We start from the raw sequence: 16,329 nt of genomic DNA, 5'->3' as shown, positions 1-16,329 counted from the left end.
AATGCTCTCGAACAACAAAGTCGTCTACTTCGTTCTGTCATTTCCGCCATTAAGTCATTGCTTACGGCAAACACATATAGAAGGTCTCTTACTGCGGTCTCACCGCTGCCTGCCAATCATGTGACAGGGCCATTAGACATTATTCGGTTAACCCAAGCAGGCGCTATTCAAAAAGAAGGCTAAACGTTTTTTTTCCAGTTACCTTGTCTCGTTCCCACGCTCCCGCGTGGGAACGCATATCTAGCTTTTATTCAAATACAAGCAGCTCCATAAACTTTGTAACACTGCGCTCGGTAGGGTATTAATTCTATTTACTTGCTGCTAATGATCTAAAGGTATTAACGTTGTCTGGAGACGAAGAAATACGGAGTTAGTTCAGTTCGGTGATCTTGTGGCGAATCCTGTCTATAATTCAAACTCCATATACGTTCCCACGCAGGAGCGTGAGAACGAGTTAAAGTATGCTTAACAAGTGGCTGCACCGGACAAATTTTCTCGGTAAGCCGGGCGTTATAAAACTCCCAGCTTGGTTAGGGTAATAATTATAAAGAGGTAAGAGATATGGACATAGCTTTTTGTACTATTGATGGGAAAGAATGGTATGCAGATGACTTTTGGGCGCTAGGTGAAAACGCTATTGTAACTATGCGCCGAAATCTGCAATGCACTTCTTGTAATGGTGATGCTTGGTTTAGAAAATCGAGTTATGGGAATAAAGTTCCACATTTCTGTGCGCATCATACAGAGGATTGCACTTATGCTACTAACTATGAAGTTATTGATGATGGCGATGGAGGTGACGGTCAACCAGCAGCTAATCCCGACTCCGGTATAGTCTTAGACCTTGGCTCAGATAAAAACTATGAAGTCGATGTTCAACGTCCAGCACCTAAACCAGACGCACCTGTGGGAGAGCGAAGATCAGGAAACGAGGTTAAAAACGGTGGGGGTAAAGATTACCCAGCTCACCTAACACTTAAAAACACGCTTTATAAGTTAGTTCGTTCCGATAAGCTCTATTCTTCAGACTCAAAAGTAACTATTCCCAATGCTCCAATTCAGGGGTTGCCAGAAAAAGCCAATGAATTGTTCGTAAATTTCAAAGATGTCCATGAGGGCTATGATGGTCTAAATCGAGTGTACTGGGGATTTATCAGCGATGCTGGTTTTACGGCTGATGGTAGGCTTTGGTTAAATGCTGGTAGTCGCAGCGATGGTTTAAGTGTTTCTATCAATCCTGATATCACGGATTATGTTGTGTTGCGCCGCTATAACTTTGACAAAGCTTCATAAAAAATAAGAATAAATGTCGCGCAGCCGACACTTTTCTCGTTCCCTCGCTCCTGCGTGGGAACGAGTTAAACTGAGGGAGTAATTCTTTCTATCTAATTGATTAATATTAAATTCATGAGGGACGTTAGAAAAAGACGTCAAATGTCWATGATCGATCACGATAAATTCCGAACTTTGGTCAAGCAGCTCTATGCCACGGTCAATGAGTTAGAGGCTATGTTCCCGGGCAGGTACTTTACCCCTGATGGTCATATGGTTGGCAGTCTGGGTGAGTGCCTTGTGGCTGATGCTTACAATCTTGAGCTGAAGACAGCGTCTAATAAAGGCTACGATGCTGTCAATGAAGCTGGCGTGGAAGTTGAGATAAAAGCGACGCAATCTAGCTCTGTTGCATTCCGGAGTCAGCCACAGCACGCGATTGTTATTAAAATATTGCGTGACGGTACGTTCGAGGAAATTTATAACGGGCTGGGAGCCCTTGTTTGGGAGCTGTTCAAAGGTAAGCAGCTACCGAGTAATGGTCAGTTTCAAGTGTCTCTCAGCAAGCTCCGGCAACTTCATCAAACAGTGGCTCACTCGGACCGTGTGCCCATGATCATTTAACAAGCTGCGGCAGACGGATCAACTTTCTGGTCCTACTTCGCTACAATTTGCCTGGTGCGATCTCTCGTTCCCACAGGAATACATATATAACCCACCATCATTCAACTCTTATAGATACTTCTACGCGAGAACGAGTGATATACCTGAAATAATAATATTTGAAAATAAGTAAATATAAAATGAAAGAATTAAAACTTGAAAACGATGTAACGCTTCGGTATCACGATTTGCCTGGTGATGAAATACCAATTGTGTTTGTTCATGGACTTGGATGTGCGTCTTCATTTGACTATCCAAAAGTCGTTTCAATAGGCGATTTGACTAACCATAGACGCATACTTGTTGATTTAATTGGCTCTGGATATAGCGATAAGCCGGATATATTCGACTACTCAATTGAAAACCACGCTAAGTGCATTGAGCAATTATTAAAATCCTTGAAGTTAGATAAGGTCGTTATTTTTGGTCATAGTATGGGAGGCGCTATATCTATTACATTAACCGAAATTTTGAAAGATAAAGTTATTTGTCTTATTTTAAGCGAGGCTAATCTAGATTCGGGTGGTGGCTTTTTTAGTCAAAAAATAGCAAGTTATAGTGAAAATGACTTCATTGGCTACGGCTATGAAGACATTATCCAAGAAAGCGTTGCAAATGGTAATACAGAATGGGCTGCAGGACTGTCAAATAGTTCACCCATTGCGGTTTATAGAAATGCGTTATCCTTAATTGATGGACAGACGCCAACTTGGCGAGAAATGTACTACTTACTAAACACTGATAAAACATTTTTATTCGGTAGTGAGAGTTTACCTGAACCTGATTATGAGGAGTTGGTTAGACAAAATATTCGTGTAGACGTCGTAGAAAATGCTGGTCATTCAATGGCATGGGAAAACCCAGAGGGGTTAGCACAAACAATTGAAAAAGCGATGAAAAATATAAAATAGTGGACTGTCTCTCTCTAAAAATACCGAGTTAAACAAACCGTCAACTATGACCTAGTACAGGGAATTTGCTTTATGGACAAATTTATTGCACTTCAACAACTTGGTGCAGGAGACTTTCAACACCTCAATGGGTCATTGGAATCACATTTAAAAGGAACGGCGAGCCTTTTAGCCCGTTGGGAGCGGCGAGTTACTTCAAACGGCAGGTCTCTTTCATGCCGCGTATGGTACGGCGGGCTTCGATGAGAAAATGGTTTCACTGGAACAGCGCCAAGAGATCGCACAGGTGATTGGGCGGGAAGAAGAAGCGTTAGTTTATTTATATTGTTCATGTGATCGAGACTATGTTTTTCCTCAGTTTGGTCAAAGGGCTGAGATAGAGTTTAAAGACAGGTTTAGTGGTTTATGTTTCAAACTTGAAGATAAAATCGCGAGGCTGTTTTGTGAGTTAACTGTCGCTAACGAACTAGAGCTAGTATATAGCAGCAACGACTTTAAACTTCAGCACGGCGCTGAGCTTTGGGCGTTGTTTCAGAGCATGGATAGATTTTTAAGCGATGAGGCTAGAAAAGCGTACAAGTCAGTGTTAGCTTGTGTTGAATAGCAGGTTACAGGGTTCGCTCAGAATTCGCGCCACGAATAGCAGTCTCGAAAGAGCTAGGTTCGCAGGATGCGTGTGATTTTGGTGATAAAAGTCGCATAAAATATAGGTGTTTTTTTAGCTTAACGCCTAGATGCTGGATTATAAATGGATGTAGATGTAGAGATGAATAAAGAAAACTTAGTGCTGCGAGTTATTCTGTACTTCCAGAAAATAGATGCAGGAGACTCTAGCTATTTGGATTTATTTTCTGAGGATGTGGACTTTTATTTCCCTAAATTTGGCCAAGCGAAAGGAAAAAGCGCGCTGGTTGAGTTTGGCAATAGAATTGGTAGCTCGCTCTCAAGTATTTGGCACGATATAGAGGGTTTTCAAATCACAACGGCTGGTAACAAGGTTATTGTCGAAGGGCAAGAAGGCGGTGTGATGAGTGATGGCACCCCTTGGCCGGATAATAAGGTGTCTACGGGGCGCTTTTGTAGTGTATTTGAGTTTAATGAAGAACTCATCAGTCGTATGTATGTGTATGTCGATCCTGACTTCCCGAGTCGGGATTTGGAAAGAATTGCTGTGCTGTCAGACGAAAAGTAACGCAACACCAAAAACTGACTTGAGACGCTTTACTCTCGTTCCCACGCTCTCTCGTGGGAACGAGTTACACCAACCCCAACCACTGAACCAAACCGACCCCCGTTCGTACTAGGTAYCGTTATRTTYAACCGATGYASTATCTAACGGGGTGAGCGTGAATCAAATCAATCCAGCCAARTKAYGCAATAGYARGTGKACGGCGGTCAAACCCATTAATCGTGAGAAGCACTTTTTGGTCTCCGATGTTGAGTATGATGAAGATGGTGTGGTGGTGTTATGCGTGCTCGAGTCGGTGCTGTCGAAAAAAGAGTATCCGATTGACTGGCGTGAGCTCAAAAGTGACGAGAAGTGGCGTCAAGGATGGAAATGATACTAAAGGGAGGAGGCTACCCTCCCTTTTTTGATCCGTTTTTAAACGTCGCGCGTGGCGCTTGTTATTTCAGGTGGAAGATTTGCTCTGTTTCTAGCGCTGTCATCGCGCGTATCTGACGCCAAATGTAGTAAAAAATACCAAACATCATCAACATGCTAGGGATAGCAATCATCGGGTAGCTGTACAGCGTCATCTTGCCTAGCTCTTCATTAAACGCGGGTGTGCCGGCAGGGCTGGTGACAATCCACGTGGCAAGGAAGTAGTTCATCGCTGATGAGAACACAAAGGTGCTGGCGAACAGATAGTTTGACCACATCAAACAACGCTCAAAGGCCGCGGATTGCCCGCTCTCTCTTAAACGCTGATTAATCAACGAGAGGTTGAGCACGGTGTCATTCAGAATTAACTTCTGCATCAGTGGGTAGCGGGTAAAGGTTGACCCTAACACCGCCAAGCCAATAATGCCGGGGATCAGCGCCTCTTTTAAAGCTAACCAACGAGTATCGAGCTCGAGTAGGCCAATCCCACCTGTCAGTAATACGCTGATAAACCCCAGTGCTGCGATAAAATTGAATTTCTGGTTACGGACCAGATCCATCCCGCCGTAAGCGAGAGGGAAGGCCAAAGCGACGACCAGTGCCATGGCTGTACCTAGGTATTCATCGCCGCTCAACTTCATCAGGATGATCGAGGGGATGAAAACGTTGAACAGGATTTCAAACAGGGGACTCGGCTTTTTCGCGGTGGTATTGCTCATAATGTGTGACTAACTCTACGTGATATCGGTGTCATTATACTCTGCCCAGCAGTGTTCATCGACCCGCAATCGATGTAAAGCGCAAACGTGCACCGTTGTGTAACCATGTGTGAAATCAATAGGTGAGGAAGAAGACAGCGATGAGGCCGCGTTGTGCATTACTCCTGGCGCTGCCGCGTTAGGCATCTCATCAGACAAAGTGTCGTGCCCTTTTATAGCAAAAATAATATATTCATCTGAACTATGATCGAGTTCAGCCAAGAGGGGACAAATGTCCTCCTTTTATCTGCTGTTCGCCCCTAAGATAAGCACAATCTCAACAAAATAATAAAGGCCTCACCATGAGTCTATTTGCTTTGCTCGACATTAATAACACCCTCGTCAATATTCCACTCGGAGACGGTTATGCGATGAGTTGGATTGAGGCGTTCGGAACCGTTTTTGGATTACTGTGTATCTGGTTTGCCAGCCAAGAGAAAACGATTAACTATCTGTTTGGTTTGCTCAATGTCACTCTGTTTGCGGTGATATTCTTTCAAATTCAGTTATATGGGTTACTGCTGCTTCAACTGTTTTTCTTTTGTGCCAACATTTATGGTTGGTACGCATGGACCCGTCCTAATGCGCAAGGAGAAACCCTAGAGGTGCGTTGGTTAAGTAAGCAGAAGCTCATTGCGACTGCGGCAGTCAGTGTGATTTCGATAACCTGGCTAACCATCTATATTGATGCATTTTTCTTTTCGCTCGCAAGCTTCACTGTTGATGGTTTAAACCTTTTAGGCGCAAGCTTGGCCTCTCCCGTGCTTGAGCCGGATGCGTTCCCATTCTGGGATGCCACGATGACGGTGCTGTCCGTTGTTGCTCAAGTGCTGATGACACGTAAATACGTGGAAAATTGGATTCTGTGGGTTGTGATTAACGTCATTAGTGTGGGCATTTACGCGACACAAGGTGTTTATGCAATGTCTGCGCAGTATGCGATTTTAATGTTCATTGCTGCCAATGGCACACGAGAATGGGCGCGTAGCGCTAAACGTAACGACGATAAAACATTAACTCAAACTGCGGCAGCGTAAGGATCGTCTTTATGGTCAAACAACCTCATATTGGTGTTGATGAAACACAAGTTGCGCCTCGCGTGATTGTGTGTGGCGAGCCCGATCGTGCCAATCGTATTGCCGCATTATTGGATAATGCAGAAATGATGTCTGAAAATCGCGAATATCGCTTTTTTACAGGCAGATACAAGGGGCAATCGGTTTCTCTATGTAGTACGGGGATCGGTGCGCCATCCATGCTCATTGCGGTTGAAGAGTTAAAGCAATGCGGTGCTCGCCATGTAATACGCGTTGGCTCTGCAGGCTCGATGCAAGCCGGAATTCAGCTTGGAGAGCTGATCGTCGCAGAGGGGGCAGTAAGGGATGAAGGCGGTTCTAAGGCCTATGTGGATGCGGCTTATCCAGCCTATGCGAGCCTTCAATTATTAAAGGAAATGGAACGCTATCTGTCTACGCAAACAACCCGATATCATTTCGGTGTTGTTCGCTCTCATGACAGTTTTTATACTGATAATGAAGAAGCGATATGCCAATACTGGAACCAAAAAGGCGTGTTAGGTGCGGATATGGAAACCTCTGCCCTGTTGGCGGTGGGTCGGTTACGAGGCCTGCAAGTCGCGTCTATCTTAAATAATGTCGTTCTCTATCAACAAGATGTGAAAGAAGGCATTGGGCAGTATGTAGATGAGACTAAGGTGATGATGGAAGGTGAAAGGCTTGCGGCAGTCACGGCGTTAGAAGCGCTCATTGCTCAGGGTTAGTTGTGCTCTAGCCTCAGCTATTTTCTCGTAGCCAATCAATGCATAGCAAAGCGGCAGGTCCATGTCGCTTTTTTACTGGTTGTGACGGGGTACAATCAAAATGACATTGTTGTCATTAGATTTTCTGAGAGAGCAGAGAATGAAAATCGGGCCTTATCCAACCGGTCGCTTCAAAACATACCTTGAGAAAAACAGTGCCGCTTTTCGTGATTTGATTTATCAGTGTCAAATCAGTACGCGTTACTTTGATGTGGGTGAAGCGATTCTTCGCCAAGGTGAGGAACTTCAGCACTTGTACGTTGTGCCGGTGGGCCGAGTCTCGATGAGTATATTGGCGGCGAATGGGCGACGTTTTCAACTCGGTGAGGCAAACTGCGATTACCATATTTATGGTGAAATGGAGTACTTCACTCAATCGCCTTGCCAATGGAGTGTGATAGCAGACGAGCATATGCAGGTTGATGTCATCTGTATTCAAACGCTGACGGAAAAGCTGCAACAGCAGCCTGAAATGATGGTGTTTTTTGCGTCAGCGTTAGCTGAAGATTATCAAGATTCTATGGCTATCTACACCAACCGATTGCTGCATCCTATTACCTACAACATCGCTTATGACCTTTTAATCAGGAGCCAAACCCATACCTTGTTAGGTGGGTTTGACAGAGTCAACCAAGAGGCTGAGCGGTTTGGCACGTCAGGCCGCGTCTACCGACGAGCAGTGAAAGAACTGATTGAAAGGGGACTTATTACCAAAACAGAAAATGGTTTAGAGATCACTGACGAGCGGGCGCTAAAAGCATTTATTGATGCGAATGAATGAGAGACCACACCAATGTCTGCGCACAATGTATTTATGCGCAGACATGTTCTTCGCCGAGCTTGGTAACCTCCTACCGCGCGGCATAAATCAGCAAGCAGGTGTAGCTGACGTAGCATATAAACAGTAATCCCCCTTCGGCGCGGTTGATTTCTCGCGTTTTGCCAAAGCGCATTGAGACCAGCAGCAAGAGTACCGTCACGGCGAGCATCACCATCCAGTCTCGCCAGAAGACTTCTTCGGTGATGTCGCGAATTGGCTCGATGGCGCCGGCAATACCAATTACGGCGAGGGAGTTAAAAATATTGGAGCCGACCACGTTGCCTACGGCAATATCGTGCTCTCCTTTGCGGGCGGCAATGATCGAGGCAGCCAACTCGGGCAGGGAGGTTCCTAATGCGACTATGGTTAAGCCAATAATAAGATCGCTAACGCCCAGCTGTTGGGCGATCTCAACGGCACCCCACACCAAGATGCGTGAGCTAACAACTAATAGTGCGAGCCCGATCACCAGCCACATTATTGCCTTTTTCAGCGAGAGAGTTTGCTGAGTGAGCTCGGCATCCATCTCGATGGCGAGGGTATCTTCTTTGGTTCGCATCCCACGCCACACCGTCCAGCCGATCAGCAGCAAGAAGCCTGCGATCAGCAGCAAGGCTTCGTAAAAGCTAATCGTGAAGTTCCACAACATCACCCCGATAACAAGAGTGATGGCTAACAGAATCGGCAGCTCTGTGCGGACGATGGTGGAATGGACCGCAATGGGCGCAATCAGGGCCGTTACCCCGAGAATTAAGGTAATATTCACGATGTTGGAGCCAAGCGCATTGCCGAGCGCTAATGCAGAGTTACCATCGAACGCGGCCATGGTCGACACTAGAATCTCTGGCAGGGATGTACCAAAGCCCACGACCAGCATGCCAATCAATAAAGGCGGCATTCCCGCATAATGGGCACTCACCGCCGCGCCTTCCACAAACCTTTCTGCACTCCATATCAGAAGTACAAATCCAGCAATAATCGCCAACGTTGCAAGCAGCATATTGTCACCTTAGTTGAAAAGAAAAGTCGTTAAATCGCCTATGTGCTCGCGCCTAGGCCGAACGGATGAAACAACTAAGATTCATTGCGTTAATGCTAGTCGGTGAGTTTTCTACCGCCAACTTGCTGTCGTGTTGAGCCCCGTATTAATGACACAGATTTTTGGCTTTGCAACATAAAAATACGCGATGACGGAACATGTTCTTTTCACGGATCTATACGGTGTTTTGTCACGATACACCCTCATGATCAGGGGCAGTGCTTGGGATAGTAATCGTAAAACGGCTTCCTTTGTCCGGCTCACTTTTCACCTCAATACGGCCGCCAAGTACGCCGGTGACAAGGTTGAAGGTAATATGTAAGCCAAGGCCCGAGCCGCCTTGGCCGAGGCGGGTGGTGAAGAAAGGATCAAAGATGCGTTTTCTCACGTCATAACTCATGCCTGCCCCATTATCACGGACGGTGATGTGTACCAAGTCGGTTGATGTTTGCGTGGCATAGATTTGGATGCGGCCTTGGTCTTTCGTAGCAAAGGCGTGAATAAGTGCGTTATTGATCAAGTTGATTAATATTTGCGAGAGAGCTCCCGGATAGCTGTTAAGCTGCATGTTGTCAGGAATATCGACATCAATTTGGTGTGGTAAACGTTGGAGCGTAGGGCGTAACGACAACAGGACTTCATTGACCAGATGGTGCAAGTCGAATTCTCGTCTCAGATCGCTGGTTTGATCAACGGCAAGCTGCTTAAACGCGCGAATGAGCTCGGACGCGCGCGCCATATTGCGCTCAATAATACGTGTACCTTCATCAACGTGAGTAAGAAATTGGTTGAGGTCATCACGGGTAATGGGCTTTTCGAGCTTGTGCACAAATTCTTGTTTCACCCCCAGAATGGAGGTAGAGGACATCAGCGCGTTGCCGATGGGGGTGTTCAGTTCATGGGCAACCCCAGCCACGAGCGACCCTAAGGACGACAGCTTCTCACTTTGCACTAACTCACCTTGAATCGCTTCGAGACGGGTTAATAGTGATTTGAGTTTATCACCATAGGCATTCACTGCATGGCGCAGCTCTCCTACTTCGTTCATGTTGTCGACCGTCAACTCTTGAGTGGTTTCCCCGTCTATCAACTCCCAAATCTGTGTGGTCGTTTGCTGAATCTTATCCAGTAGATTCCGAGCAGTAATGGCGGCGATAATCCCCACAACAAGCAATAGTCCGCCAATGGCGAACATCAGGAACAGTCCCATGCTGTCAGCCGCCGCGGTCATTTTGCTTTTGGGCACGACAAGACCAATCACCCAATTGGTTTGAGGGTATTTAATAATATGAACGTAGGCGGCTTCGTTTAGCACGCCATCGCTTTCTATCGTAATCAATTGACTATCTTGGAGAGATTGACTTGCTTGCAGTGCTTCTTGGAGCCAAGGGAGATCCTGCTCTAACTCGGTAGCCGTTCGCAGGGTATTTCGATAAGGATTAAATGTTACCGCCGATTCGGGAAAGCTTATCGCCTTGTTATTGGCGTCCAGAGCGAATACATAGCCATCGTTTTCTTTGCCATACCGAGCCAGTATGTCGGCAATGCCATCCAGTCTCATGTCGACCGTTGCCACCCCAACGAAGCGCTCATTTTCTTTCATGGGTACGGTACAGGTAATCATCGGCTCTTTGGTAAAAGGGTCAATATAAGCGTTAGACCAACTGCAGCGATCGATAGGGGCCTGTTTGCCGACTAGGTACCAGCTTTCATTGTGGTAGCCCTTGCCATCAGGAGCGTTGTAATCATCATAGTATTCCATATCGGGCCCTGTGCGGCCCCAAAAAAAACTACGTCGCTCTACACCCGGTGTGAAGGTGTTGGGTTCCGGCCAGATCCCACCACCGGCAATGGTAGGATCGCCATGATTGTTAAAGAGTGGAGGAAAGAGGCTGTGGAATAGCGCTTCGTTTTTGGGAAGGTTGGTGCCCTTTAAGGCGATCGAACTGGTTAAGAGTTCGATCTGTCCGAGTTTGGCATCGAGCAAGTCGATTAATGCATATTGGTTGAGGCTGATCCGCTCTTGTCGCTGCTCAATCAGATCGGGTTTTACTTTCCACTCGAGCACCGCAAAAATAGTTAGTAGCGCCAACACCAGAACCAATGCGAATCCGAGGGTAATCTGATGACGGATCATGAGAGCGGGTTTGGCCATTGTTGATACATCCTCTTTTCTCAGCTGACGCAGGTAAAAACCAAGCACCTGCGACCAGCCCTGCCAAATCATGCTGACGATAGTCGAGTCGTCCCTTTAGTGTAGTTGGCTGCTTAGGCTTTGTGATGATGGCATTTGTAATGCCATAGAAACACACGGGGTCAGCACTGTACTCGGGCATAAAAAACCCCCTTCGCTGTCCATCGCTAAGGGGGAGGCAGGGTTTTCGGTGTTGCGAAATAACGCGTGTGAGCTCTATTTAATATTGACCACCATCTTGCCGAAGTTGCGGCCTTCGAGTACATCAATCAGTGCTTGCGGCGCTTTCTCAAAGCCATCCACCGCGTGTTCACGATAATGGATTTGGCCTTCGCCGACCCATTTAGCCATGTCGTGAGCGAACTCAGGATAACGGTGCGCATAGTCATCAAAAATGATGAAACCTTTCACGGTTAGGCGCTTGACCAAGATGGTGCCCATTAGTTGCGAAAGACGGTCAGGGCCTTCTGGCAGAGCGGTGTTGTTGTATTGAGATACCAAGCCACACACGGGAATACGTGCGCCGGTATTAAGCAGTGGCATCACTGCATCAAATACTTTGCCGCCGACGTTTTCAAAGTACACATCAATGCCTTGCGGGCAGGCTTCGGCAAGCTGCTCGGCAAAGTTGTCCGCTTTATGATCGATACAGGCATCAACACTGAGGTGTTCACGGGCGTACTGGCATTTGTCTTCGCCACCGGCAATCGCGACTACGCGGCAGCCTTTTAGTTTACCAATCTGTGCGACAGTCGCACCGACTGGGCCAGTGGCCGCGGCGACGACAAGGGTATCGCCTTCTTTTGGTTGGCCAATATCTAACAAGCCCATGTAGGCGGTGAAGCCGGGCATCCCCAAGATCCCAAGCGCGTATGAAACCGGTGCGAGGTCAGGGTTAAGTTTAAGCAGGGTATCGCCATCGACCACGGAGTGGGTTTCCCAACCTTTGTAAGCCAATACCCAATCACCCGCCTGGTAATCGGCGTGGTTAGATTCCAACACTTTACCTACGGTGGCACCGACCATTAGGCCATCAATCGCCACGGGTTCTGCGTACGATTTGGCATCACTCATTCGACCTCGCATGTAAGGGTCAATCGATAGGTGATGGTTTTCAATCAGTACATCCTTGTTACCCAGAGCAGGAATGGCGACTTCTTCTAAGCGAAAGTTCTCGGCAGTGGGTGCGCCAACCGGGCGTGATGCGAGAACAAAACGTTGATTTGTTAGTGCTGACATGGATTCCTCCCTTGAAGATGGGAAAAGAGGCGGCTAGATCAGCGCGCCTCATCATGAAATAAAACGGCGATTACAGCGCGGCTTGAAGCACGCGGCGGCAAATGTCCGGCGTCACATCGCCATGTTCACCGAGTTGGGTCATGCCGTGTTGAGTCAGGCTTTCAATCAAGGGCTCAATCGCGGTTTCATCCAGATCGTAATCGCTCATGCGTGTTTTCACGTTCATGCGCTCGAAAAAGTCGCGTGTTTTCTCAATCGCTTGCTGCGCTTTTTCGGCGTCGCTGCCTTGGTCAATATGCCAAACACGTTCAGCAAATTGTGCGAGCTTGGCTTGTTTTTGCTCAAACTTCTCATTGAGCATTGCTGGCAGCACCACGGCAAGGGTTTGTGCGTGATCCAAACCATGCAGGGCGGTCAGTTCGTGACCCAGCATATGGGTTGACCAATCTTGCGGTACACCCACGCCAATCAAGCCGTTAAGCGCTAAGGTGGCCGTCCACATCAAGCTTGCACGCACGTTGTAGTCTTCTGGTGTTTCCAGCGCTTGTGGGCCAAGCTCGACGAGGGTTTGTAGTAGGCCTTCGGCGAATCGGTCTTGTACCGGCGCATTGGCTGGGTAGGTGAGGTATTGCTCCACGACATGAACAAACGCATCGACCACGCCGTTACCCACTTGGCGAATCGGTAGGGTGTAGGTTTTCACCGGATCCAATACCGAGAACTGCGGGAAGACTAGCTCGCTCATAAACGGTAGTTTTGCTTGCATTGACTCGCGCGTCACTACCGAGCCTTTGTTCATCTCAGAGCCGGTTGCCGGCAAGGTGAGTACGGTACCAAATGGCAGGGCCGCTTCTACTTTGCCGCCCATGCTGGTAAGAATGTCCCAGGCGTCGCCGTCATATTTCGCGGCTGCAGCAACGAACTTGGTGCCGTCGATCACTGAGCCACCCCCCACGGCGAGGAGGTAGTCATAACCTTCAGCGTCGACTTTCTCGACCGCTTTCATCAAGGTTTCAAAGCGTGGGTTGGGTTCAATACCACCAAACAGGCCAAACTGACGCTGACCCAATGCTTGTTCTACTTCATCCAAGGTGCCTGTTTTTCGTGCACTTTGGCCGCCGAATAACACGAGTACTTTGGCATCGGCCGGGATGAGCCGATCCAGCTCGGCAATCTTACCTTCGCCAAAAACGATACGTGTGGGATTGTAGAACTCAAAGTTGTTCATTGCTCATCCTTCCTTTTGTTGTGCTTGATGGTATCAAGCGTTTATTTAAATTAGACCGGTCGTCTAGAAGGTGCCGGTTAAAAACCCGCCTTGGCGGGTTTCGGGTTGATGGTGGGTTGGTAACTTGTGTTACCGCCACGCATCAATGTTCAGTTGTTGGTTACTGACGTGCTGTATAGAGCACAACAGGATTAATCGATCAGCCCGAGCTTTTCTTCAGTGGTGGTCATCGCTTGAGTGAGATGACTGTCGTTACGATGCAGCTTGGTCAGTAAGCTTGCGCCGAGCCACAATTGATATAAAGTTGTCGCGGTGGTCAGCGCCGCTTGGCTATTAAACTGATCGCTGGCTTGAGCGAGCGTAGTCGCCAAGCAACCAATCAGTTGATCGGTGCCATCACGCAGTGCCAGCCGCATTGGCTCAGATAAGTCCGCAACTTCTGCACTCAGCTTGACGACCAAACACGTTTGCACCGGATCCAAACTACAGTATTGTGCTTGCCAGCGACTGAAGTAGCTGTGCACACGTGCAATGGGAGAGAGCGAGTTATCTGTCAGTAAGCGATTCACATCCGCAATGTAGCAAGCAAAATAGTGGTCTAACACGGCTTGGCCGAATTGTTCTTTCGACGCAAAGTAGTGATAAAAAGACCCTTTGGGTACGCCCGCTTGTTTGAGGATGGCGCTTAGGCCAACGCCGCTAAAACCAAATTGTGCCATGACACTCACGCCCGTTTCCAACAGGTGCTGGTGGGTCGCGTTATGACTGGTCGTTTCATGAGTGCTGCTCGATTTCATGTCGACTAGCATAATCAAGATTAGACCGGTCGTCTAGTGATGAAGGAACATTTTTATTTTTGGTGTCGAATGGCGGCATAAATTGGGCCGGTATGCTGTGCGAAATCGCAGTTTATGTCGGATTTATTACAGTGTTCACAGTTTATACGTCATGCAGTGGCGCGGGAGCAAAACTGTGCTTTACTCAAAATGTCAGCCGAGCTGACACACAATTTGGTAAATGATCAGCGCGCAGTGACGCGCCAAAAAGAGTGAAGCCCCCGTTGATGTCAGGAACCCATGACGACACCTTGTTTGCCGCCAGCCAGGCATTTGAACACAAGACCATGCGGTTAGGACGCTCAACATAGTGAGCAAGCGGGGCAGTGTAACAACAAGTTTCATTGACCAACGACCAACAAAGGAATCCATCCGCTAAGCCGCTCAATTGAGCGGCTTTTTATTAGGCTGGGCTGCCGAAAGGATGCCCAACTGTTTCGCAAGCACACTTCCTCTCATAGCAAGCTTTCCCGACGTCGCAGTGAGTTATTCTGTTGAGCAAACGTGAACAAGGTTGCTTTCTGCAAGTATTTGTAATAAGAATAGAGATAACGTGATTTTCAACACTTTACGTTTACGACAGAAGGGTGGCGGTGTGTCCATTCCCCATTAAGTAGACGAGCAATGCCCTACAAAGGTGTTCGGGCTGACAGTTGAATCATAGCGCTTCAGCGCTCATCTCGAGTGCTTATTAAGTTCCGCACTGTTCGTGCTATTGCTGAACGAGTGCGATAACCATAGCGATAAATATCGTTCATTAATCTGATAGGAGAGGTGTTCGATGCACAATAAAAGTAGACGTTTGTGGTATTACTACAAATCAAAAACGGATAAAGCACGTAGCGTCAAAACGCGCAGTTAATTTGTCCAACCGTAAGCAACAAGGCAACCATAGGGTTGCCTTTTGTGTTTTTGGGACGGGGTAATGTCTTGAACAGAGGCTTTGCTCGATAAATGTGCAGAAAATTTGCTAAGCTGTTGTGCATTGACGAATTTTTATTCTAACCTTATTTACAGGTAGATAGATAAAGAGACTCACGAACCCTGTCTAGGGTCGCAGGGAGGTGTTATGAATGTACTATCTTGTCAGCACGTTAAAGCGCTTATTGATCAAACCATTACTTTGATTGATGGCACAGACACGGAATATGCGATGACCCTAATCCGCATTGATGAGCATGAGGGCAACGGTGAAACCATTGATGATCAATTGGTGGAAAACTTTAGCTTAGTGTTGAAAGGCCCAGAGGATACCCGCTTCCCACAAGGTAATTACTTGCTCTCGCACCCCGATCTCGGCGAGCAAATCTTGCACATGTTACCGGCGGCAGAGGATACTTATACGATTACCATTAACACCCGCGCGTAGTGAACCGTTCATTCAACAAGAGGGATCCCTCGCGCCCTCCTTTCCCGACTCTTCAATCGTCTATTACTCACTGCGCCTCGCAAAGCTGATTAAATAACGACCAATCAAGGGGTTATTTGCACCTTCCCGTAGCTTAGTAGCACGAAATAAGTAGAATAGAGCCGTTAAGCTAGCAGTATGGAGGTAGCATGTTTGCCTGGCTGAGTGGCTTATTCGAAAAAGAACAACTGCAGTCAGTTGTCTGGGTTCGGGACATCATGGCCAGTAACCGCAAAGGCAGTTACGCCAAGTACAAGAACTATTACGACCGCCACGTTAATCGCATTTTAAAAAATTATCACAAGGATTTTCTCCGCTTTGAAAAGTTTGCGGCACGCAATTATAAGTACAGTGACCAATCTGTGTTTATGGCGATTAAAACCGCAAGTTATGCCTTTCAACTTGGACAGCTCAAGGTTGCAGCCTGTATTACTGCAGCCGTGATATCAAAGTGTAATCGCGAAAAGCAAACCGATACGCAGGTTCACCCCAAGTTGTATCGTGCTGCGGTGACACTGCATAAGAAGATCTTGGAAACC

16 protein-coding genes and 1 pseudogene are annotated in these 16,329 nt (G+C 47.3%); 11 read left to right on the top strand and 6 right to left on the bottom strand.

The features are described from left to right. The first annotated feature begins 561 nt into the window (after positions 1-561). The 6 genes and pseudogenes from BZJ17_RS02830 (at position 562) to BZJ17_RS02805 (ending at position 4,408) form a co-directional block, all read left to right on the top strand. Positions 562-1,293, top strand: a complete 732-nt coding sequence (locus BZJ17_RS02830; RefSeq protein WP_077639688.1) for a hypothetical protein — start codon at positions 562-564, stop codon at positions 1,291-1,293. 141 nt (positions 1,294-1,434) lie between these two features. After that, positions 1,435-1,896, top strand: coding sequence for a hypothetical protein (locus tag BZJ17_RS02825; protein ID WP_241836746.1), 462 nt, complete (start codon positions 1,435-1,437; stop codon positions 1,894-1,896). 179 nt (positions 1,897-2,075) lie between these two features. Beyond that, the gene (locus BZJ17_RS02820) at positions 2,076-2,846 is read left to right on the top strand and encodes an alpha/beta hydrolase (protein ID WP_077639774.1); all 771 of its coding nucleotides are present in this window, start codon (positions 2,076-2,078) and stop codon (positions 2,844-2,846) included. A 72-nt stretch (positions 2,847-2,918) separates the two neighbouring features. Next, positions 2,919-3,450, top strand: a pseudogene (locus BZJ17_RS02815) (DUF6817 domain-containing protein). Positions 3,451-3,594: 144 nt separating this feature from the next. Continuing rightward, the gene (locus tag BZJ17_RS02810; protein ID WP_241836744.1) at positions 3,595-4,038 is read left to right on the top strand and encodes a nuclear transport factor 2 family protein; all 444 of its coding nucleotides are present in this window, start codon (positions 3,595-3,597) and stop codon (positions 4,036-4,038) included. Positions 4,039-4,192: 154 nt separating this feature from the next. Continuing rightward, positions 4,193-4,408 carry a TIGR02450 family Trp-rich protein gene (locus tag BZJ17_RS02805; RefSeq protein WP_077639772.1) on the top strand — a complete coding sequence of 72 codons (216 nt, stop codon included), beginning with the start codon at positions 4,193-4,195 and terminating at the stop codon, positions 4,406-4,408. A gap of 64 nt (positions 4,409-4,472) precedes the next feature. Here BZJ17_RS02805 and BZJ17_RS02800 read toward each other — a convergent pair whose 3' ends face one another. After that, positions 4,473-5,168: a VC0807 family protein gene (locus BZJ17_RS02800; RefSeq protein ID WP_077639687.1), complete on the bottom strand. Its 696-nt coding sequence runs from the start codon at positions 5,166-5,168 to the stop codon at positions 4,473-4,475. Between the two features lie 341 nt (positions 5,169-5,509). Here BZJ17_RS02800 and pnuC point away from each other — a divergent pair, with 341 nt between their 5' ends. From pnuC to BZJ17_RS02785, 3 genes are all read left to right on the top strand, one after another. Continuing rightward, on the top strand, positions 5,510-6,244 hold the full coding sequence (gene pnuC / locus BZJ17_RS02795) for a nicotinamide riboside transporter PnuC (protein WP_077639686.1): 735 nt from the start codon (positions 5,510-5,512) through the stop codon (positions 6,242-6,244). Positions 6,245-6,255: 11 nt separating this feature from the next. Further along, positions 6,256-6,987 (top strand): nucleoside phosphorylase, encoded by a 732-nt coding sequence (locus BZJ17_RS02790; RefSeq protein WP_077639685.1) that lies wholly within the window; start codon positions 6,256-6,258, stop codon positions 6,985-6,987. A gap of 139 nt (positions 6,988-7,126) precedes the next feature. Next, on the top strand, positions 7,127-7,807 hold the full coding sequence (locus BZJ17_RS02785; RefSeq protein ID WP_077639684.1) for a Crp/Fnr family transcriptional regulator: 681 nt from the start codon (positions 7,127-7,129) through the stop codon (positions 7,805-7,807). 70 nt (positions 7,808-7,877) lie between these two features. Here BZJ17_RS02785 and BZJ17_RS02780 read toward each other — a convergent pair whose 3' ends face one another. From BZJ17_RS02780 to BZJ17_RS02760, 5 genes are all read right to left on the bottom strand, one after another. After that, positions 7,878-8,846 (bottom strand): calcium/sodium antiporter, encoded by a 969-nt coding sequence (locus tag BZJ17_RS02780; RefSeq protein WP_077639683.1) that lies wholly within the window; start codon positions 8,844-8,846, stop codon positions 7,878-7,880. A gap of 229 nt (positions 8,847-9,075) precedes the next feature. After that, positions 9,076-11,040, bottom strand: coding sequence for an ATP-binding protein (locus tag BZJ17_RS02775; protein WP_198534074.1), 1,965 nt, complete (start codon positions 11,038-11,040; stop codon positions 9,076-9,078). 255 nt (positions 11,041-11,295) lie between these two features. Further along, complete coding sequence (locus BZJ17_RS02770) at positions 11,296-12,318, bottom strand: NADP-dependent oxidoreductase (RefSeq protein ID WP_077639681.1); 1,023 nt, start codon at positions 12,316-12,318, stop codon at positions 11,296-11,298. Positions 12,319-12,388: 70 nt separating this feature from the next. Next, complete coding sequence (locus BZJ17_RS02765; protein WP_077639680.1) at positions 12,389-13,546, bottom strand: iron-containing alcohol dehydrogenase; 1,158 nt, start codon at positions 13,544-13,546, stop codon at positions 12,389-12,391. Positions 13,547-13,737: 191 nt separating this feature from the next. After that, positions 13,738-14,343: a TetR/AcrR family transcriptional regulator gene (locus BZJ17_RS02760; protein ID WP_077639679.1), complete on the bottom strand. Its 606-nt coding sequence runs from the start codon at positions 14,341-14,343 to the stop codon at positions 13,738-13,740. 1,108 nt (positions 14,344-15,451) lie between these two features. Here BZJ17_RS02760 and BZJ17_RS02755 point away from each other — a divergent pair. Further along, complete coding sequence (locus BZJ17_RS02755; RefSeq protein WP_069587868.1) at positions 15,452-15,751, top strand: hypothetical protein; 300 nt, start codon at positions 15,452-15,454, stop codon at positions 15,749-15,751. A 188-nt stretch (positions 15,752-15,939) separates the two neighbouring features. After that, the coding region (locus BZJ17_RS02750) for a hypothetical protein (RefSeq protein WP_077639678.1) at positions 15,940-16,329 on the top strand (390 nt) is incomplete at its 3' end.

This window comes from Salinivibrio sp. IB574 (genome assembly GCF_001996205.1).
In the GTDB taxonomy this organism is placed as follows: domain Bacteria; phylum Pseudomonadota; class Gammaproteobacteria; order Enterobacterales; family Vibrionaceae; genus Salinivibrio; species Salinivibrio proteolyticus.
Note: the sequence above shows the minus strand (reverse complement) of the source record. Positions and strands in the feature narration are given on the sequence as shown.